Here is a 19,456-nt window from a genome sequence, read left to right on the forward strand (position 1 = left end):
ATTAAATATTTATGTCATTCCCAGTAACTGTGCGCTTCCCTTTTAAAGGGAAGCACCAAAAGGGAAAGCTGACAAGATAAGGAAATTAGCATACTCTACCTGACTGAAAATCATTATGATTTTCCATCCAGTTCCTTAATGGTTTTCTTTGCTGCTGCCAGTCTTATTTTATTATTATTTTCTATAAGCTTCGCTATAGCCAACTTTTCTAATTTGTAATGCAATGGCACTAGTAATGATGCAATACTGACCAGTATCAGCAACATTAAAGACGGGGTATAATTAGTAAATGTTTCAATAATAGGATGGAGCACCTGATCTATAAATTCAAACGAGATAAGAAGTACTACTATACCCAAAAACTTAATCAGCCTCTGACTCGCAATAATTGTACGGCTTAATAACAGGAATACAATAATAAAAACGATAATTGAAATAGCCAGAATAGTTAGCTGTAGTCTGCGAACACGTACTTCTTCCTGATGCTGCTTGGCAAGTTCAATCTCTTTCTGACGAATCTGTTCGTTAAACTTAAGCATATTCATCCTGCTAATTTTGTCCCTACTAAACATAAACTCCTGCGTTTTAAGCATTATGCTCTGATATTTAAATGCACTGTCTATTTGATTCTTCGATTTAAATAATTGACTCAACAGCCGGCTTGATTTTAGAATATATATTCTGAACACACTATTTTTACTAAAAGAAAATGCTTTTCGTCCATAATAAATAGCCGAATCAATTTGGTTATTACGCTCAAAATGTTTTCCTACTTCATAAAAACCAAGAATCTGATCTTGAATACTCAATAAATCCGTAATTTTTAAATAAGTTCTGAAATATTCTAATGCTAATGATGACTGCCCTAATTTTGAATAAATAGTTCCTAAAATGTTTCCCCAATGAGGAATCGATTTTTTACCCCCAAAATCTATACTCATATGTAGTCCATACTGAGCATAGTAAAGAGCAGAATCAAGCATATTTTGTTTTTCATAAGCACGAGCCAGGTTCTCAATTGTTGGGAAAAATTGCACCATCCAGAAACTATATTTTTGTCCATGATAAAGAGAGATAGCTTTTTTATAATTTGATACGGCATCTTTGTTATTTTCTTCCTCCAGATTTATATTCCCTAAACACATATATGCCTTAAAGATTCCAAAAGAATCCTTTATCACCTCACTTTGCTTTAGTTGTTTCAAAAAATATTCTTCTGCATCAGGATAATTACCGATACTCTGCAATGCCATTCCCATTAGATTACTTGCATTCCAGGCTGCCCATACTGGTAGTTTATCATTATTTCTTGTTACAAACTGAACAGCAGCTTGCGCATAACGAATAGCAGAATCCGGATTGTTTTGGGCATAACCTTCACTTAATGATCTGATTACCTGAAACCTCACAGAATCATTTATATTTTTCCTCAATTGTAATTTCAGGCTATCAAAGTAATTCAAAGATTGCGCTAATATACTTAAAGGAAGTATGATGATCACAAATACAAGTTTATTCTTCATTAGTTACTTCATTTTAAACATGTCGGCAAGAGCGTTCTCTCCATAAGCTGCAAACTCAAACCAATTAGTTTTATCCTTATCGACTTCAGCCTTCCAGACACCAATGTATTTCCTGAGCAGCTCTGTTTAATACAGTTAGTATTTAAAAAACATCCGATAACAGGAATTAGTTGCTCAAGGAAGTATAAGAAATGTTATTGTAGCTCAGATGAAAGCCCGTCAATATTTCTTTGTTGTTTATCAATATTCCTCTTACTCTTAATTGGCACTGTGTGTTGTTCAAATCTTGTCAATCAAAGGACAACTAGATAATGTATATCGTTTATATAGTGCATTTTAAATATTTTCACTTTTTTTGCTGATCTACTTTTTTTTTATAACTTGCAATTATATATATGTGAAGTTAGTTAGTTCTGACTCCGTAATTTGTTGTTTTTCACTTGTTAAGTTATGAAAAATATATCAATTATAATCTGATTTACAACGAAAAATATATAGTTATGAAAAAAATGTTATCAATTGTAATGCTGCTAATATCATCAGTAGCTTTATATGCACAAAAAGATGTGACCCAATTTCTTGGTATTCCTGTCGATGGTAGCAAATCTGTAATGATACAGAAATTAAAAGCAAAAGGGTATACAAGTAGTCCAAATAATAAAGATGTCTTAGTTGGTCAATTCAATGGATCAGGTGTCAATATACATATTGCGACAAACAACAATAAAGTATGTCGAATTATGGTTCAAGATGCCAAAACAATAAATGAGAGCGATATTAAAATAAGATTCAATAAGCTGTGCCAGCAGTTCCAGAATAATAAAAAGTATATACCAGCATCGTTATCATCGCCAGACTTTACATTATCAGATGATGAAGATATCTCTTATGGAATATCAGTTAATAATAAACGATATGAAGCAGTTTATTATCAACTGCCAACAAACATAGATTCTGTCACTGTCGCTGAAGAAATAAAGTCTGTCCTCTTGTCGAAATACACGAAAGAGCAACTATCTAATCCAACAGAAGAATTGCAAAAGGATATGATAATAACTGGTATTTCATCTATGTTGGAGAAATATTCAATGAGGCCTGTTTGGTTTATGATTAATGAGCATTTTGGGGAATATTATATCACAATGTTTTATGACAATGAATACAACAGAGCAAACGGAGAAGATTTATAATAACAATAAAAACATTAAGAAAGGATAACGCAACTCTGATTTTTCATTAAATGAAAACAGCAAATAGTTTTCCGAAGCTGCTAATTCCGCTTGTTTACCTGCCTAAAAGATCCAACGGGCTTTTGAGCAAACTCTCGCCATCTTTTTAGAAACTCCCGCCGGCTTTTTTCAAAAGACGGCGGGAGTTTCTTTATTACTCTATCCTCTGGAGCTCTTATTGGTTTGTTTTAAGTTGATAGCCGAAACGTTTTTTATTTATTCAGATATAACTGGGACTGTTTCAACGATTTTTTTACTGTTTTTATCGCAACCGGGTTTACAGTACCGAGGTTATTTCGTGAGTAGGTTTACACTGTTTTTCTTAACCCTAAGCCGGCTTGACAATGGATGAGTATATTATAGCATGTCAGAGAGAAAAATCTTCCCTGGCGGTGAGTGCATGCTTATAAAGAGACAAATATTTTCAGGGCTGTGTGTTCGCTTTGAACGAGTAGGTATTCATGGAAAGTGCAGAGACTGCAGAGACTGCAGATGTATTTTTCAAACATTTATAATATTTATGTATTTCTGTATAAAACGTATATATATCATTACATCACATTTTTTCGCATAAGTTTTGGAATTCAACTCTGCAGTCTCTGCAGTCTCTGCACTTGATACTGGGAATTGTTGAGATTATAAATTTCGTCAGCCATGAATATCAGATATATAGCGCATTTATAGTGTTATTATTTGTACAATCTGCAAATGTGTAAAGTATTGTGAAATATGTACCTAAATGTCATATTAATTTTAATTCGCGATAATGAAAAGTATTAAATCGCAACGTTGGACTTTCTATATATGTATATAATTTTTAAATAAATATAAAATATATACAAAACCCCGCACCACCTATGCAGGGTGATGCGGGGAATAAACACCTCTTAATATGAATTAATTGTTTATCAATTTCTTAAGAGATATCAGGACTCTCGGTTTCTTTTTGCTCTTCATCCGGGTTGTGAAGGCCCAATTTCTGCTGAGTGGCTTCGGGTTCTTTTTCCACCTCGTCGTTTATGTATTTGTTCAAGGTAACCTCTTCGAAGTTGATGACATGCACTTTATACTTAAAAGCTCCTGTGCGGCTTGATTTCTTTTCAAACTCCATCTTCTTCATCACTCTACCAATGGTTACTTTCCCCGAATGAGTAATGTTTGTGCCGTTGCGTTTGTGCAGCAAATCGGCAATATCGCTCGCAGTGAGGTAGGATATCTTATCGCCGGTGAGTGGCTTGCGCAAGTTCACCATGATAAGTTCCTCTTCCGTGCTAAGCTGCATAAAGCGTTCGTTGCGCTTGTTTATTATTTGAGCCTCTTCTTTGGTGAACCAGAATCGGATTTTGTCTACCATAAGCCGGTGCATCACCTGGGCATATACCTGTTCGTGGTTGATGGGTTTATCGTTATCAAAACTGATGGTTTCGAAGCAAAGAAAGCGCCTGTTGCCTGTTGTATCCGTAAGAATATCTTGATTATTGGTTGTTGCCATAAACGTTGCAATGCGCTTGCGTACCTTCAAAGTGCGGTCGTAAGGCATGCGGATATTCATCTCGGCACGCGTGATAAGGGCTTTGTATTGGTTCAGCTCGCGTCCGCTCATGCCGTCTATCTCTTCGGTGTTGATAAGCAGGCACTGAAACATCTTGGTTAAATCGTCCTTGTTATCGCTGTTGATGCGGTCTTCGCAATAGTATTTCTTCAGCTCGGGCGGAAGAATTTTGCGGGCATAGGTTGATTTTCCGATGCTTTGAGGGCCCGTGAGAACCATTACGGCATGGTTAAGCGCATCGGGGAGAACTATGGTGGCCACCATGGCGCAGAGCCACTTTTCGAAGCAGGTTTTCCAGTATTGGGGCGTGGTGGTTTGCACCAGGTCGGCAAGCAGCCCGATGTGGTCGGTTCCGTCCCACTTAGGCAGGTTTTCGAAGTACTCCTTCAGCGGATTGTACGGACGGCTGAAGGAGGAGTTAAGGACCGAGTATACCTGAGCGACGGTGCACTCTGCCCCTTGTTCGCACAGCTCCACCCAGAGGCTGTTGAGCGCAATGTCGTCCAGTTCGGCAAACTCGTTGTCGGCCTCCTTAACGCTGTATTCCAGTTTACAGGTGGTTTCATTGTATCTGAAATCGTACTTCTTATCCAGGTAAGCCTGCATAAAGAACACGCGAATGGCTGCCTTGCCCATTGGGTGATGGCCGTGGCGGTCGGTGTTGCTGTAGGCACTTTCCAGAGTGGCATTGCGCTCGTCTTCGTCCAGGTCGGCAAAGCGTTGTTCCATTAGTAAGCGGAGGCTCTTTTTGGGGATGCCTGCTTCGTTGCACATACCGGCAAGGAGATAAACAAAGTTGTTGCGATTGCCGTGCTGGTACATCTGCGTGCGGCTCAGCTGCCAGCAAAGCGCTTTAAAAAGCATGCCGTAGCTTTTCCTCTTTTCGCCAACATTAGGGGGAGGAGGTGCGGCATCGCCCTCCTGTTTCTCTTTTATCTCCTGCTGTACGCGAATCAGCTCGGCTCTGAATCCGGTATCGTTTTCGAGCGTTACGGGAAAATGTATAGATTCGGAGCAGAAGTAAGCTCCGGGGTCGTGGCAGGTGTAGCAGATGCGAGACACGTCGCTGCCGGACTTGTCTACCTCACACCCGGTAAGTTTTTCAATCCACTGTGCTGCCTCCCTGAACAGATTTCTGTGATAGTCTAGTATCAGCTTAACTCTTTGTTGCGGATTGCACTCCTTGGGGATACTGATGGGGATTCCCCGGACAACAACCTTAAGCCCCATGCGCGGACTGTCGAAACAAAGGTGTGTGTATCTGCAAGCCTGGATGGCTTGTCGCACCGCTTCGCGTCTTTCCAGGGGCAGGTTGTCAATGTCGAGTACCACCTGCGAGTTGTACACCTTAATGTGTCCGGCCTTTCGTTTGCCTTGGAATGTACCTGCAAATGTGTAGCCCGGTAGTTTTGCCTTCAGTCGTGAAGCTGCATCAACATCACCCTGCGCGTGCAGCCGTCTGATTTCGGCAATTGTTTCTTTGTGTTTGCCACTTCGAATCTCTTCGATTACTTCTTGCATACTCATCGCTCTTTCAATGAGCGAGTGGCGAGCAATTCGGCTCACCATGTTTTTGTGTTTCATGTAAAGAAATTAGTTTTTTAATGGTTATAACGTATAACCACGGAGGTAAATAAAGATCAAATAAATGAGATAAGAAAGCAGGTTTTTGTTTATTTGTCAAGGTGTTCATTTTCTGCGCTTTAACCTCGACTGCATTTTGTAAAAGGTGGTTTTTAGGCCGGTTGGAGATAGTGGTTCACGCCTTCTGTCTGTCCGATAAAATGTCATGAACATCTGTAGTATTTCTGCAATATAGCCAATGTCTTTACTGCTTGAATGCCTTAATAATCCTCTGGATATGAGGAGTATGATTAGTCTGCTAAACAGGCTGACACTTCCGCGCCATTCCAATAATCCGAAATAATGTTTTATCAAAATTCGGATGATTGTTAAAAACCTGCGTTGTTCGTGTTGTTTTTGCTTTTTTTCTTTCCTTTTTTCAAGAAATTCAATAAGAAACTCAAGAATCAACTGATTTTTTAGATAAATACTGCGTTGTTCGGGAACAAACGTCTTTTCATTTTTTTCATGATAATATTTATTTGTTAATAAAAAGTTGCAAAGGTAGCAAATTAAAAGATGAAAAATGTTTATTTGTGTGGATTGTGGGGGTGGTATTTGTTTTTAATGTTGTGGTTAATCAATATGAAGTACGTAATATTTATATTTTTAGTGATTATATAATTGGTTGGTATTTTTAAATACCTTTGATAAAAAAAATGTTAGTAGCTGATATAAGAATCTTTTTGATACTATGACTACAAGAAATATTCAATTTTGGCCAGAACCATCAATTTACGTGTGTTGACTGGCTAGAATTACTTTAAATATACCAATTGCAAATAAATAAATCTGGGAAAGAGTATGAAAAGTCAATAAATAGATAAAATGTTTCTGGAGGCTATTAAACAGGAGTACATCAATCTGATACCTGTTCGATAGTCTTGAATTGTATTTGGATATCTGTAAATATGTTAGTTGTTTTAATTATAAACGTGCGCATCAAGGTCTTGAACGACGTATTTCCAGTGGCATATATAGTTGGCTGTATACCAGTTTTATTATTCTCATAGTAAATAAAAGAACTTGTTCCTATTCCTGAAAAAATCAAAATAAATTCGCTCCCTTTGTACTTATTCAATAATATGCATGAAGCTTTTTAAAATGCTATTGAAAATAAAAAACAAAAAAAGTTATTTTATAAATTATGTTCTTATATTTGTGGTCAATAAACTGCTAATATTATAGTTAATTTCAAAATAATTAATTGGAGTTATGAGTGGTTTGTTAGGTCATTTGTTGTTTTATTCTTTTAATATGATTGAAACATGATAACTAAACTATTTATTGATGGTTTTAAGTCTTTAGTTGATTTTGAAGTATCGTTCACAAAAGGCATCAATGTGCTAATAGGACCAAATGGTGTGGGTAAAACAAATGTTTGCCAAGCGATGTCTATATTAGCATCAATGCCTAATAATGAACTTAAAGACGTCCTGAATCAGTTCGGGGGTGCAAATTCTGTCTTTAACAAAGGTAAACTAAAAAATGGGAAAATATTTATTATTAAGGCAGAAGGTGAGACTCTGTTTAAAGTTAATAAAAAGGATGAGACAGAAGAATTTCGCATTAAATATATATATGAGATAAATATTAAGTTACAAAGAAATGGGAGATTATTAGTTAATGAATTTATGCTTATTAAAAGAAAAAATGATAATAGTGAATATATTTCTATACTTGATGTCTCACAAAAGAAAGGTATTCTCAGGTATGAAATATTAGATCGTAGTTTCTTGGGAGATTTTAAATTACCTCAAAAAAAGTTGTTGTTAGAGCTAGATGCGGAGGATAATTTATGGTGTATCATGCCTAAAATATCTTTTGTTTGTCATTTAGTTGGAAGGGACCTATTTAGGATAAAATCTATAAATATTGATCCTAATATAGCCAGACAAGCATGTGATATTGTTGACCCTAATAAAATGCTTGGAAATGGTAAATTTTTATCCAATGCACTTTACTCTATTTCAAAAAAATCAAGTAAATTAGATGAGATTAATTCAATTATGGAGCAATCTCTACCCTGTTGTGTTAAGATTAAGTCTGAAGTGTCACAGCTAAGCCTAAAAAGATATTTTGTGCTGGTTGATAATGAAAAAAATACATTTTCTTCTAATAGTCTTTCTGATGGCACAATAAAATTATTGGGATTACTTGTTGGTGTAATTAATCAAGATGAATATACTATGATTATTGAAGAGCCAGAAAATTATTTACACCCAAAAATACACAGGCTTTTAATTGAATATTTACGAGAAACATTTGAAAATGGTGCTTGTATTTTAACAAGTCATTCTGAAACAATTCTTAATTTAATGAATCCAGAAGAATTAATCATATGTAATCTTGAAGACAATTTAACTAAATGTAAAAGGATTGATGATATTGAATCAATAAAAAAGGCAATATCTGAATCAGGATTTGGTTGTGGTTATCATTATGTAACAGGAAATCTTTCAGGACTTTAATTTAGTATATTTATGGAATTGTCGAAAATAGTGATATATGTTGATGGCCCAACAGAAGAAGGTGCACTTAAAGTAAAGTTTTGTAAGGAATACTATAACAATCCTGAATTCAGATATGGACCAGGGAATGGTGTAAATTATAGTGTAGAAGGTTATGCAAAAAATGTTGCACCAAAAATTATTTTTAATCTAAATAGTAATATTCAAGCAGTAATATTAATTCCTGATTTAGAAAAGAGAGAAAAAAAGGATGGAATTAGTTTTAAAAGATTTGCTGAAAAAATAAAAAAAACAATCGTTTCAGTTATTTCTGAAAAATGTAGCTTTACTGAGGAGTATCTAAATAATGTAATTTATGTTTGTCCCTCTGATATAATGTTTGAAAATTGGATAATATCGGATGTTGAAGGGATTAAATCGAATAGCTTGATAAAAAATGATTGCATGCAAATGTATTATGATGGGAAAAATGGGTCATGCGTTTTAAAAAATATCATGAAAGAAAAGTATAAAAAGACTGTGCATGCACAGGCTTTGTATAAATATGTTAATTCTGAAGTTGGAATGAAATACTCTCCAAGTTATTCAAACTTCATATCTACTATATATGAACTTATCAGTAAATAATATTAATTAATCAATAACATCATTTATGAGATTGCTTTAATGATATTAGTTGTTTTAAAACAATTCGAGTTTAATATTGAGGCTATAGTTCCCTCTTTGAATAACTTCAATTTCGTATTATTCCCCCTATTTTTAAGTTAGAACTTTGTACTCAAAACAATATGAGATTATTGTTTATTATTCTGAAAGTTTATAAGAGTATATATACATTAAATAAATGTTTTTCTTCTTTTTTAGTTTGTGTTATTGTTTTTGTTAAATTATAATATTGTTTTGAAGTTTGTTTTTATTATTTAGTCCGGCTTTTTACTTGTGCTTAGATGCATTTCATGTCTTTTTGCTCGTTATTTTCTGTGATATAATATGATGTTTGCGTAAAATATTAACAACCTTTAGTCAGAATGAAATAGTAATTAGTAATTATTGCTAGAGTCATGATATAAGAAAATTAAAAACGACCATCAAGCCCTTAAGCCATGAAGGTCGTTTTTAATGTTTTTGTAAGTTTCCGCTTATTTCTTCAGGAAGCAGGTTTTAAGAACAATGCTGCTTCCGTCTATTTTGCAGTCTACCTCTTCGGGTACTTCGGTAAGACGGATGCTTTTTACTTTTGTTCCTCTTTTAATGACCATTGAGGAACCTTTTACTTTAAGGTCTTTGATTACGGTTACAGAATCGCCATCCATCAGTTCGGCCCCGTTGCTGTCACGGGGTACATCGGGAGTTGTTTCCGCCGCAGCGCTTTCTGCGTTGAACTCGTGGGAACAGTCGGGACATACGTAAAGGGAACCGTCAAAATAGGTGTTTTCACCCTGACAGTTTGGGCAATTTGGAATTTCGTTCATTCTGTTTTTTGATTGAATTTATATATTAAAAAACTAAAAGCGGATTTCAAAAAAAAAAGAGACAGCCTCTGTTGTCTCTTCCATCGAGCAATCCGCCTGGGATTATTCCTCGAAGGGTTTATGCCTTTGACTACAAGTTGTTTTCTAAACTACAAAAAAAACATAAATTTGTCTGATTGGCATTACGGGGGTCAAAACTACTACATTCCTTTCAATTTGCCAAATTTATATGATTAAAAGAGGTTTTTTGGCGAAATGTGCAAACTTAATGATTTATCAGAGGAATCCATAATTGATTGATAAATAATGTTCGTGTTTTATTTATAATTAAAATAATTAATATGCAAGCATCGCTTTAATTGAAAATCATTATTCTAGTCTTGTTGGTTTGATAATTGAGAAACTTTTATTAGCTTTGTAAGTGCTAATATAATAGCAATATATATATGATAAATAGTATAAATGATAATATATTGTCACTTATAGGTAGAACACCTGATTTATTAATTGGGGGTGTTGCCGAACGTGTTAAGCAGAGACGGTTGGAAAAAGGATGGACACAGAAGATGCTTGCCACAAAAGCAGGGGTCTCTTTGGCCTCTTATAGGCGCTTTGAGTTGTCTGGAGAGATATCCTTACGTTCATTAGTGATGCTTGCTTTTGCATTGGATATGACAGATGAATTTGAAACTCTTTTCAATAAAAAGACATATCAAAGTATTGATGATATAATTAAAGCAGAGCAGCCGAAACAACGAAAACGAGGAAATATAAATGAATAATATTTCAATAATAGAGGTCTTTATGTCAGATAGGCGTGTAGGGCGAATGGCTCTTACCCCTGAAGGGTTATGCGGCTTTGAATATGATGCAGGCTGGATACAGACCGGATTTTCAATATCCCCATTCTATCTTCCATTGAACCCCGGATTGATAATGGCCAAGCGAGATCCGTTTAATGGCAACTTCGGAGTGTTCGATGACAGTTTGCCGGATGGATGGGGCAATCTTCTGCTTGACCGTTATTTGCAACAAAAAGGAGTAGATCCTTATAAACTTAATGTTTTAGAACGACTGTCACTCATAGGTTCTATAGGGCGTGGTGCATTGGAATATCACCCGGACAAAAGTATTGTTACTGATGATATGTTTCTCAACTTTGATAGTTTGGCAAAAGAGGCTGAAAAGATACTTGAAAGTAAGGAGGGTACAGATTCGGTAGACTTGCTCTATAAGTATGGTGGTTCATCGGGTGGAGCTCGTCCCAAAGTATTTGCCAAGATAGATGGTTGTGAGTGGCTTGTGAAGTTTAAGGCAATAAACGATCCTGTAAATGTGGGAGAAATAGAGTACAATTACTCGCTGCTCGCAGGTGAGTGCGGAATTCAAATGGCAGAAACTCGCTTGTTTAATGACCGTTATTTTGGAGTCAAACGATTCGATAGAACTTCTCAAGGTAAGATTCATACAATAAGTGCTGCAGGATTGCTACATGCAAATTATAGAATTCCGAGTTTGGACTACTCTTTGCTGCTAAAACTAACGTTAAATCTCACTAAAGATATGGAGCAGGTAGCCGATATGTTTCGTTTGATGGTCTTTAATGTTCTTATTTCAAATCGGGACGACCATGCTAAAAACTTCTCTTTTCAATGGGTTAACGGAGCGTGGAAGCTTTCACCCGCATATGACTTGTTGCCAAGCAGTGGATTTAACGGTTATCATACCACAACAATAAACGGCAAAGGAGAACCTGCGCTTTCTGATATCATAACTGTTGCTTCGGAAGTTGGTATACAAAAACAAAATGCAATACAGTCAGTGCTGGAAATATCGCAAATATGTTCCGAACGTAAATGCTTAAACTACAGGCTTAAATGATGAAAATATGAGTAGGAATGTAGATAGAATAATTACGATATGATCAAAGGTTTTGCAGGCCGGCTAAAAGAAAAGTAGATTCCAATAAAAAAGAGACAACATTCGTTGTCTCTTTTTTAAGTGATCCGCCTGGGGCTCGAACCCAGGACCCCAACATTAAAAGTGTTGTGCTCTACCTGCTGAGCTAGCGAATCAGTCCTTACTTGTTGTAAGCGGGTGCAAAGATACAACTATTTTGTAAAACACCAAACTATTCGAAGGTTTTTTATTATCTTTGTGTCAAATATCAACTCTATACTTTATATATATGGCTGACGATAAAAAGATTATTTTTTCAATGGTGGGGGTGAGCAAAGCCTTCCAACCGAACAAACAAGTACTTAAAGACATCTATCTATCTTTCTTTTATGGAGCAAAGATTGGTATCATCGGTCTGAATGGATCGGGTAAATCGACTCTGCTGAAGATTATTGCCGGACTGGAAAAGTCTTATCAGGGAGAAGTGGTCTTTTCACCGGGTTATTCTGTGGGCTATCTGGCACAGGAACCTTACCTTGATGATACAAAAACCGTGAAGGAGATTGTAATGGAGGGAGTACAGAGTACTGTTGATGCATTGAACGAATACGAGGCGATTAACCTGAAGTTTGGTGAGCCCGAGTATTATGAGGATCAAGACAAAATGGACGCTCTGTTTGCCCGCCAGGCTGAGCTGCAAGATATAATTGATGCTACCGATGCATGGAATCTGGACTCTAAACTGGAACGTGCAATGGATGCGCTTCGCTGTCCGCCGGAAGACCAATCGGTGAAGAACTTATCGGGAGGGGAACGCAGACGTGTGGCTCTGTGCCGCCTGCTGCTTCAGAAACCGGACATCTTGTTGCTGGATGAGCCTACCAACCACCTCGACGCAGAATCGATAGACTGGTTGGAACAGCACTTGCAACAGTACGAGGGTACGGTAATTGCTATTACGCACGACCGTTACTTCCTGGATCATGTGGCCGGATGGATTCTTGAACTGGACCGCGGTGAGGGTATTCCATGGAAAGGAAACTACTCTTCTTGGTTGGAACAGAAAACCAAGCGAATGGAGATGGAGGAGAAGACTGCCAGCAAACGCAGAAAAACGCTGGAACGAGAACTGGAATGGGTGCGACTGGCTCCTAAGGCTCGTCAGGCGAAGGGTAAGGCTCGTCTGAACTCATACGATAAGTTATTGAATGAGGATCAGAAAGAGAAGGAAGAAAAGCTGGAAATCTTTATCCCGAACGGTCCGCGCCTGGGTAATAAGGTGATTGAAGTGAAGGGGGTTACGAAAGCATACGGTGATAAACTGTTGTTTGACAACCTGGAATTCAACCTTCCGCCTAACGGCATTGTGGGTGTGATTGGCCCGAATGGTGCCGGTAAGACAACTCTTTTCCGCCTGATTATGGGATTGGAAAAGGTAGACAAGGGAAACTTCGAAGTGGGAGAGACCGTGAAGATTGCATACGTAGACCAGCAACACAAGGATATTGATCCTAAGAAGAGCGTGTATCAGGTAATCTCGGGTGGTAATGAGTTACTGCGGATGGGCGGACGTGATATTAATGCGCGTGCGTACCTTTCTCGTTTCAACTTTACAGGAAGCGACCAGGAAAAGCTTTGTGGTATGCTGTCGGGTGGTGAACGTAACCGATTGCACCTTGCCATGGCCTTGAAAGAAGAAGGTAACGTGCTGTTGCTGGATGAGCCTACCAATGATATCGACGTGAACACGCTTCGTGCACTGGAAGAGGGTCTGGACGAGTTTGCAGGATGTGCAGTAGTAATTTCGCACGACCGCTGGTTCCTGGACAGAATCTGTACTCATATCCTTGCTTTCGAAGGTGACTCGGAAGTATGCTTCTTTGAAGGTTCTTATTCTGAATACGAAGAGAACAAGATGAAGCGCCTTGGTAATGTGGAACCCAAAAGAGTACGATACAGAAAATTAATGGCTGATTGATATTTTGATAAGTATGAAAAGAGCCTCGCAAACCTTTGCGGGGCTCTTTTTTTTTCTTTAGGTTAAATAAAACCTTTCAAATCTAAAAAAAAATAAATGGAATGTAATATTCATGTAATTTTTATTAATTACATTTGTTCCATAGTTCTTTAATTTATTAAAATTTAGTTTTAATCAAATAATTAACATTCTGAATTATGAGAAAACATTTTGTTCATTTCCTATTCACAACTCTACTTATAACCTTTTGTGCGGCATCAACGTACGCTCAATCAGTGGTTAAAGGTAAAGTGGTAGATGCAGAGACTAATGAAGAATTAATTGGTGCATCGGTAATGGTTGAAGGAACCTCGACAGGGGTTGTAACCGGCATGGACGGTTCCTTCACTTTAAATGTAAAGTCGGCTAACCCTACTTTACTTTTCAAGTACATAGGCTATAAGGACCTGAAGATGAAACTTACCCAGAAAGGGAAAGTTGATTTGGGTACCATCACAATGCAGTCAAACACTGTAGCTTTAGCCGACATTACTATTACTTCTTCAGTTGCTATTCAGCGTAAGACTCCAGTTGCCGTTTCAACTTTAGACCCAGTATTTATTGAAGAAAAGTTAGGTACACAGGAGTTTCCAGAGATATTAAAATCAACCCCAGGTGTATATGCTACAAAGCAAAGTGGAGGTTATGGAGATTCGCGTATTAACCTTCGTGGTTTTGAATCAGCCAATATTGCAGTAATGGTAAATGGAGTTCCAATGAATGATATGGAATGGGGAGGGGTATACTGGTCAAACTGGGCCGGATTATCAGATGTTACCCGTTCTATGCAGGTTCAACGTGGTTTGGGAGCTTCAAAAATCTGTTCTCCTTCAGTTGGTGGATCTATTAATATTATCACTAGAACAACTGATGCTAAAAAAGGTGGCTCTGTTCTTTACGGAATCGGCAACGATGGATATAATAAAATAGGTTTTAATATGTCTACAGGCATGAATGAAAAAGGATGGGCTTTTTCTATTCTAGGTTCTAAAACATGGGGCGACGGATACATTCAAGGTACCGCCTTTACTGCTTATTCTTGGTTTGTAAATATATCAAAGAAAATCAATGATAATCAGAGCTTATCATTAACAGCTCTTGGAGCTCCACAGTTTCATAATAAACGATATGACCAATTAACAATCCTTGAATGGGCAAAACAAGCTCAATTTGGTCGTAGATATAATGCAACATATGGTTTTGATGCAAACGGCCAGGAGAGAGTTGGCTCTAACTATAATTACTACCATAAACCTCAGATCTCATTAAATCATAACTGGCAGATAAACTATAAATCGAGTTTATCAACTTCTCTCTATATGTCAATTGGACAAGGTGGGGGATATTCTGCTCAAGGTAATAACCGGTCTTCTTTTTATGGAGCAACAAATGGAATTCCTAATACAACTTATAGGAAGATAGACGGAACATTTGACTATGCTACATTGATGCAGGATAATGCAACTGCAGACAATGGAAGTTTAGCTGCAATGTCTTCAAGTATTAATAACCATTTATGGTATGGTGCAATTTCTACTTATACTTGTGAACTGGCTCAGTCTCTTTCTTTACAGGCTGGTCTTGACCTTCGATACTACAAAGGTACTCATACTAATAAGTTAGTTGATTTGTATGGAGGATCATTTTTCATTGACCCGGCACGATCATCTTCTACAAACTGGAGAAAAGATGATTTGGGATATGTTAATGAAAAACTGAAAGTAGGTGATGTTGTTTATCGTGATTATGATGGTTTTGTAACACAAGAAGGTGCTTTTGCACAATTAGAATATTCAAAGGATAAACTATCGGCTTTTGCTTCAGGTAATATTAATAATAATTCTTATTGGCGTAAAGATCGTTTTTACTACGATAACAAAAAATCTGAAGTTGTTAACAAGTTAGGATTTGGAGGTAAAGGTGGTGCAAATTATAACTTAGATGATCACAATAACGTTTTTGCTAATGTTGGTTTCTTCTCAAGAACTCCTTTCTACTCAGGTGGAATCTTTTTATCAAGTGCATTAAGCAATGCGTTAAATCCTAACTCAACAAATGAAAAGGTATTTTCTTATGAAGTAGGTTATGGATATAAATCAAAAGTTTTATCTGCAAATGTAAACGTGTATCGTACAGCGTGGAAGGATAAAACGATGACGAAAGCCGTAGTTAGTGGTGATGCTGCAAGTAATTATATTAATATGAATGGTGTGAATGCCTTACATCAGGGTGCTGAACTTGATTTTAAATATAAACCGTTTAACGAACTTCAAATAACAGGTATGTTATCTTTAGGAGATTGGAACTGGGATAGTAATGCAACAGGTTTCTGGTATAATAGAAATGGTGAAGCATTGAATAAAAAATCTGAAGTAGTACCTGCAGGTAGCCCTGACCACGCACAATCAACATTGAATTTAAAAGGAATTCATGTAGGAAACTCTGCACAGACAACTGCTGCTCTGGGAGTTAATTATGAATTTATGAAAGGATTGCGTTTTGGCCTTGATGGAAACTATTATGGACGCAATTTCTCTAACTTTGATATTTCTGTTGCAGATATTAAATCAAGTGGTGTGCAACCTTTCTCTCAGCCATGGCGAATTCCTGATGCTTTTGTTTTTGACTTTAATATGAACTATCGTTTTAAAATTGGAAACTTAGATGCAAGCTTGAATGCTAATGTTAAGAATATCTTGAACGAGAAATATATTACTGATGCACAAGACAATGGTGCAAAAACAGGTGGACACGGATGGAGTGATGCAACAGTGTTCTATGGTTTTGGAAGAACTTGGTCATCTTCTATAAAAATTAATTTCTAATCGATTGATAAAATAAAAAATATGAAGAAAATATTATTTATTACGACTCTTTTTACATCAGCTTTAGTGTTAAGCTCTTGTAATCATGAACCCGACTTTCCCGGATTAGATGAGGCTACCCGACCTACTGCTGTAAAAAAAATAACTGTTGATTTTGCTGGAACATATCCAAGTAAACAAACAGGAGGGAACTATTTTACAGAATCTGTTCCTGCCTCGGATGTTATACCTTCCTGGTTGTCTTCTAAATATTATTCTTTAGATTCAGCCTCAATTGCGACAGTGGCATATGACTATATGGAAATGACTCAAGAGGTATCTTTGATGCAAAACTTCACTGATGCTGCTCCTGATAAAGCTCCTACCGAAATTGACGGGTGGTACAATATTACAACTAAAGGATCCAAAACATGGGTAAACAGAGCCTATAGCGGCAATATTTATTCTCAGTTTAGTGCTTATGGAGAACCAGGAGAATCTGTGGGATGGCTAATATCTCCACGTGTTCTTGTTAGCAATGGCATGAAACTAACGTTTGATGCTTGTATTGGTAATTTTGATGCGACCTGTTTGCAAATATTGGTTTCTACTAATTTTAATGGTATAAATGTTGCTACAGCTACATGGGTAGATAAGTCTTCTGCTTTCACTATACCAGCTCCGGCAACAGGTTATGGAACTCTAGGCCCTGTTGGTACATTAGATTTGAGTAGTTATGCTGGAAAGAACATTTCGGTTGCCTTTAAATACTCAGGAGATGGTGTTAATCATAAGACTACGACTTATCAGATAGATAATGTTAAGATATATAAGGATGTAAAGTCTGTAACAAAAAAGACTGATAATTTTAAGTTTGACGGCAAACAGTGGAATTGGGTTGATCCGGCTCCAGTATATGAAAGCATTAATCAAACATTTGAAAGACCTGTTACTGTTAATGCAGAAACAACGATCGACGATTGGATGAATGCAACATTGCAAGGAACTTTAACTTGGATAGATAAAACCTTTAGTGGAAACACTTATACTCAATTTACGGCAAATAAAGCACCAGGTATCTGCGAAGGTTGGTTTATTGCTCCTAAAGTTAAGGTTGTACCAAATATGAAATTATCATTTGATGTTAATGTTGGCTATTATAATGCTGATTGTCTTCAGGTACTTATCTCAACTGATTTCAAGAGTAATAAAGACAAAATATCATCTGCAACATGGGAAGATGTAACATCTAACTTTACTATTCCTCAAACACCTACAACAACTTATGGTGTAATAGCTCCTGCTGGTGAGATGTCACTTGCTAAATATGAAGGTAAAATTATTAATGTAGCCTTTAAATATTTAGGTACTGGTCCAAATGTAAAAACTACAACTTATCAAATTGATAATGTTTTTGTTGGAGTGAAATAAATGTATTTAAACATGAAAAAGACCGATATAGTTTTCTTTATCGGTCTTTTTTTATGTTTATATATGAAGAATATAATCACCAATACACCCTTCAACGTAGATGTTGAATAGATATGGATTACTTCAAAATGAAAATCCCTCAGGAAAAAGATTCCTGAGGGATTTTTTAATGCTTTATCTAAGAAAAAAGCTTGCTGATTATTCAGCAGCAGGAGCTTCTTCTGCAGGTGCTTCTTCAGCAGGAGCTGCAGCGGCAGCTTCAGCAGCAAGTTCAGCAGCTTTCTTTTCTGCTAATGCCTGAGCTTTTGCTTCGTTTACTTTCTTTTCAGCATCTAAGCGTGCTTTAGCTTCAGCTTTAGCAGCTTCTTCGTTCTTTGCTTTCAATGCAGCAAGACCGTTTTGTTTGTTGTTCTTCCAAGCTTCGAATTTAGCTTCAGCTTCAGCTTCACCAAATGCGCCTTTAGCAACACCGCCAAGGAGGTGTTTCTTCATATAAACGCCTTCGCTGGAAAGAATGTTACGAACTGTGTCAGTTGGTTGAGCTCCGGTAAGAACCCATTTTAATGCACGTTCGAAATTCAAATCTATTGTTGCAGGATCGGTATTAGGGTTGTAAGTACCGATTTTTTCAATAAATTTACCATCACGTGGTGCTCTGCTGTCCGCAATAACAATCTGATAGAACGCGTAGCTCTTGCGACCGCGTCTTTGCAATCTGATTTTAGTTGCCATTTCTTAATAATGTTTTTAATTAATGATTTGAATTAATGCCGATATCTCGTATCAGCGGCTGCAAAGTTAATGTTTTTGTTTGGATAGGCAAAGAATTTGCTTTTTTTTGTTTCTATTTTGTTGAAACACAGGTGATGGCTGAATTCCTGCTTTAAATACCAAGAACAAAAACAGGTATTAATTTGTTGTACCATAAATATTAACCTAATAAATTATATATATGATAAGCAAAAAGTTACAAGATGCTATTAATGAGCAAATTAATGCAGAGATGTGGTCGTCGAATCTCTATTTGTCAATGTCGGTGTTCTTTGCAAAGGAAGGATTTAATGGTTTTGCATCATGGATGAAACATCAATCTCACGAAGAAATGGGGCATGCTTACTCCATGATGGACTACATGATAAAAAGAGGTGGAACTCCGGTAGTAGGTATGATAAATGTGGTTCCGACAGGGTGGGGAAGCCCTCTGGAGGTTTTTGAAAGTGCTTATAAGCATGAAGTGCATATTTCTGAATTGATTGACAAGCTGGTGGATGTTGCCGCAGCGGAAAGAGATAAGGCCTCGCAGGATTTTCTATGGGGATTTGTTCGTGAACAGGTTGAAGAGGAAGCTACCATTAAAGATATTGTAGATAAGTTGAGAATTGCAGGTACAACAGGTATATTCTATATTGATGCTCAGTTAGGACAGAGAAAATAA

The 19,456-nt window shown here is 36.8% G+C and carries 13 protein-coding genes and 1 tRNA gene; 9 read left to right on the top strand and 5 right to left on the bottom strand.

Annotated features, from left to right (window positions below):
• Window positions 1–113 precede the first annotated feature (113 nt).
• Window positions 114–1,523, bottom strand: a complete 1,410-nt coding sequence (locus ABWU87_RS03320; RefSeq protein ID WP_353333260.1) for a tetratricopeptide repeat protein — start codon at window positions 1,521–1,523, stop codon at window positions 114–116.
• 500 nt (window positions 1,524–2,023) lie between these two features.
• Here ABWU87_RS03320 and ABWU87_RS03325 point away from each other — a divergent pair, with 500 nt between their 5' ends.
• Window positions 2,024–2,713 carry a hypothetical protein gene (locus ABWU87_RS03325; protein ID WP_353333262.1) on the top strand — a complete coding sequence of 230 codons (690 nt, stop codon included), beginning with the start codon at window positions 2,024–2,026 and terminating at the stop codon, window positions 2,711–2,713.
• A 955-nt stretch (window positions 2,714–3,668) separates the two neighbouring features.
• On the opposite strand, the gene ABWU87_RS03330 is transcribed toward ABWU87_RS03325, so the two are convergent.
• Complete coding sequence (locus tag ABWU87_RS03330) at window positions 3,669–5,888, bottom strand: VapE domain-containing protein (protein WP_353333264.1); 2,220 nt, start codon at window positions 5,886–5,888, stop codon at window positions 3,669–3,671.
• 1,307 nt (window positions 5,889–7,195) lie between these two features.
• Between ABWU87_RS03330 and ABWU87_RS03335 the strand changes: the two genes are divergently transcribed.
• Window positions 7,196–8,398: an AAA family ATPase gene (locus ABWU87_RS03335; protein WP_353333266.1), complete on the top strand. Its 1,203-nt coding sequence runs from the start codon at window positions 7,196–7,198 to the stop codon at window positions 8,396–8,398.
• A 12-nt stretch (window positions 8,399–8,410) separates the two neighbouring features.
• Window positions 8,411–9,025, top strand: coding sequence for a hypothetical protein (locus tag ABWU87_RS03340; RefSeq protein ID WP_353333267.1), 615 nt, complete (start codon window positions 8,411–8,413; stop codon window positions 9,023–9,025).
• Window positions 9,026–9,537: 512 nt separating this feature from the next.
• Here the strand turns inward: ABWU87_RS03340 and ABWU87_RS03345 are convergent.
• The gene (locus ABWU87_RS03345) at window positions 9,538–9,870 is read right to left on the bottom strand and encodes a zinc ribbon domain-containing protein YjdM (RefSeq protein ID WP_353333269.1); all 333 of its coding nucleotides are present in this window, start codon (window positions 9,868–9,870) and stop codon (window positions 9,538–9,540) included.
• Between the two features lie 446 nt (window positions 9,871–10,316).
• Between ABWU87_RS03345 and ABWU87_RS03350 the strand changes: the two genes are divergently transcribed.
• Window positions 10,317–10,652: a helix-turn-helix domain-containing protein gene (locus tag ABWU87_RS03350; protein WP_353333271.1), complete on the top strand. Its 336-nt coding sequence runs from the start codon at window positions 10,317–10,319 to the stop codon at window positions 10,650–10,652.
• Window positions 10,645–11,751 carry a type II toxin-antitoxin system HipA family toxin gene (locus ABWU87_RS03355; protein ID WP_353333273.1) on the top strand — a complete coding sequence of 369 codons (1,107 nt, stop codon included), beginning with the start codon at window positions 10,645–10,647 and terminating at the stop codon, window positions 11,749–11,751. Before ABWU87_RS03350 ends, ABWU87_RS03355 begins: the two co-directional genes overlap by 8 nt.
• A gap of 121 nt (window positions 11,752–11,872) precedes the next feature.
• Here ABWU87_RS03355 and ABWU87_RS03360 read toward each other — a convergent pair.
• Window positions 11,873–11,945, bottom strand: a tRNA-Lys gene (locus tag ABWU87_RS03360).
• A 113-nt stretch (window positions 11,946–12,058) separates the two neighbouring features.
• Between ABWU87_RS03360 and ettA the strand changes: the two genes are divergently transcribed.
• The 3 genes from ettA (at window position 12,059) to ABWU87_RS03375 (ending at window position 18,021) form a co-directional block, all read left to right on the top strand.
• On the top strand, window positions 12,059–13,747 hold the full coding sequence (gene ettA, locus ABWU87_RS03365) for an energy-dependent translational throttle protein EttA (RefSeq protein ID WP_353333275.1): 1,689 nt from the start codon (window positions 12,059–12,061) through the stop codon (window positions 13,745–13,747).
• Between the two features lie 197 nt (window positions 13,748–13,944).
• Window positions 13,945–16,611, top strand: a complete 2,667-nt coding sequence (locus ABWU87_RS03370) for a TonB-dependent receptor (RefSeq protein ID WP_353333277.1) — start codon at window positions 13,945–13,947, stop codon at window positions 16,609–16,611.
• Window positions 16,612–16,632: 21 nt separating this feature from the next.
• Window positions 16,633–18,021, top strand: coding sequence for a choice-of-anchor J domain-containing protein (locus ABWU87_RS03375; protein WP_353333279.1), 1,389 nt, complete (start codon window positions 16,633–16,635; stop codon window positions 18,019–18,021).
• Between the two features lie 198 nt (window positions 18,022–18,219).
• On the opposite strand, the gene ABWU87_RS03380 is transcribed toward ABWU87_RS03375, so the two are convergent.
• Complete coding sequence (locus ABWU87_RS03380) at window positions 18,220–18,753, bottom strand: 30S ribosomal protein S16 (protein WP_353333281.1); 534 nt, start codon at window positions 18,751–18,753, stop codon at window positions 18,220–18,222.
• A gap of 220 nt (window positions 18,754–18,973) precedes the next feature.
• Here ABWU87_RS03380 and ABWU87_RS03385 point away from each other — a divergent pair, with 220 nt between their 5' ends.
• Window positions 18,974–19,456 carry a ferritin gene (locus tag ABWU87_RS03385; RefSeq protein ID WP_353333283.1) on the top strand — a complete coding sequence of 161 codons (483 nt, stop codon included), beginning with the start codon at window positions 18,974–18,976 and terminating at the stop codon, window positions 19,454–19,456.

Source organism: Bacteroides sedimenti, from assembly GCF_040365225.1.
In the GTDB taxonomy this organism is placed as follows: domain Bacteria; phylum Bacteroidota; class Bacteroidia; order Bacteroidales; family Bacteroidaceae; genus Bacteroides; species Bacteroides sedimenti.

What these genes read in the sequence shown, in the direction of transcription:
- ABWU87_RS03320 (WP_353333260.1), bottom strand. Translation starts at nt 1,523, where the DNA reads ATGAAGAATAAACTTGTATTTGTGATCATCATACTTCCTTTAAGTATA.
- ABWU87_RS03325 (WP_353333262.1), top strand. Translation starts at nt 2,024, where the DNA reads ATGAAAAAAATGTTATCAATTGTAATGCTGCTAATATCATCAGTAGCT.
- ABWU87_RS03330 (WP_353333264.1), bottom strand. Translation starts at nt 5,888, where the DNA reads ATGAAACACAAAAACATGGTGAGCCGAATTGCTCGCCACTCGCTCATT.
- ABWU87_RS03335 (WP_353333266.1), top strand. Translation starts at nt 7,196, where the DNA reads ATGATAACTAAACTATTTATTGATGGTTTTAAGTCTTTAGTTGATTTT.
- ABWU87_RS03340 (WP_353333267.1), top strand. Translation starts at nt 8,411, where the DNA reads ATGGAATTGTCGAAAATAGTGATATATGTTGATGGCCCAACAGAAGAA.
- ABWU87_RS03345 (WP_353333269.1), bottom strand. Translation starts at nt 9,870, where the DNA reads ATGAACGAAATTCCAAATTGCCCAAACTGTCAGGGTGAAAACACCTAT.
- ABWU87_RS03350 (WP_353333271.1), top strand. Translation starts at nt 10,317, where the DNA reads ATGATAAATAGTATAAATGATAATATATTGTCACTTATAGGTAGAACA.
- ABWU87_RS03355 (WP_353333273.1), top strand. Translation starts at nt 10,645, where the DNA reads ATGAATAATATTTCAATAATAGAGGTCTTTATGTCAGATAGGCGTGTA.
- ettA (WP_353333275.1), top strand. Translation starts at nt 12,059, where the DNA reads ATGGCTGACGATAAAAAGATTATTTTTTCAATGGTGGGGGTGAGCAAA.
- ABWU87_RS03370 (WP_353333277.1), top strand. Translation starts at nt 13,945, where the DNA reads ATGAGAAAACATTTTGTTCATTTCCTATTCACAACTCTACTTATAACC.
- ABWU87_RS03375 (WP_353333279.1), top strand. Translation starts at nt 16,633, where the DNA reads ATGAAGAAAATATTATTTATTACGACTCTTTTTACATCAGCTTTAGTG.
- ABWU87_RS03380 (WP_353333281.1), bottom strand. Translation starts at nt 18,753, where the DNA reads ATGGCAACTAAAATCAGATTGCAAAGACGCGGTCGCAAGAGCTACGCG.
- ABWU87_RS03385 (WP_353333283.1), top strand. Translation starts at nt 18,974, where the DNA reads ATGATAAGCAAAAAGTTACAAGATGCTATTAATGAGCAAATTAATGCA.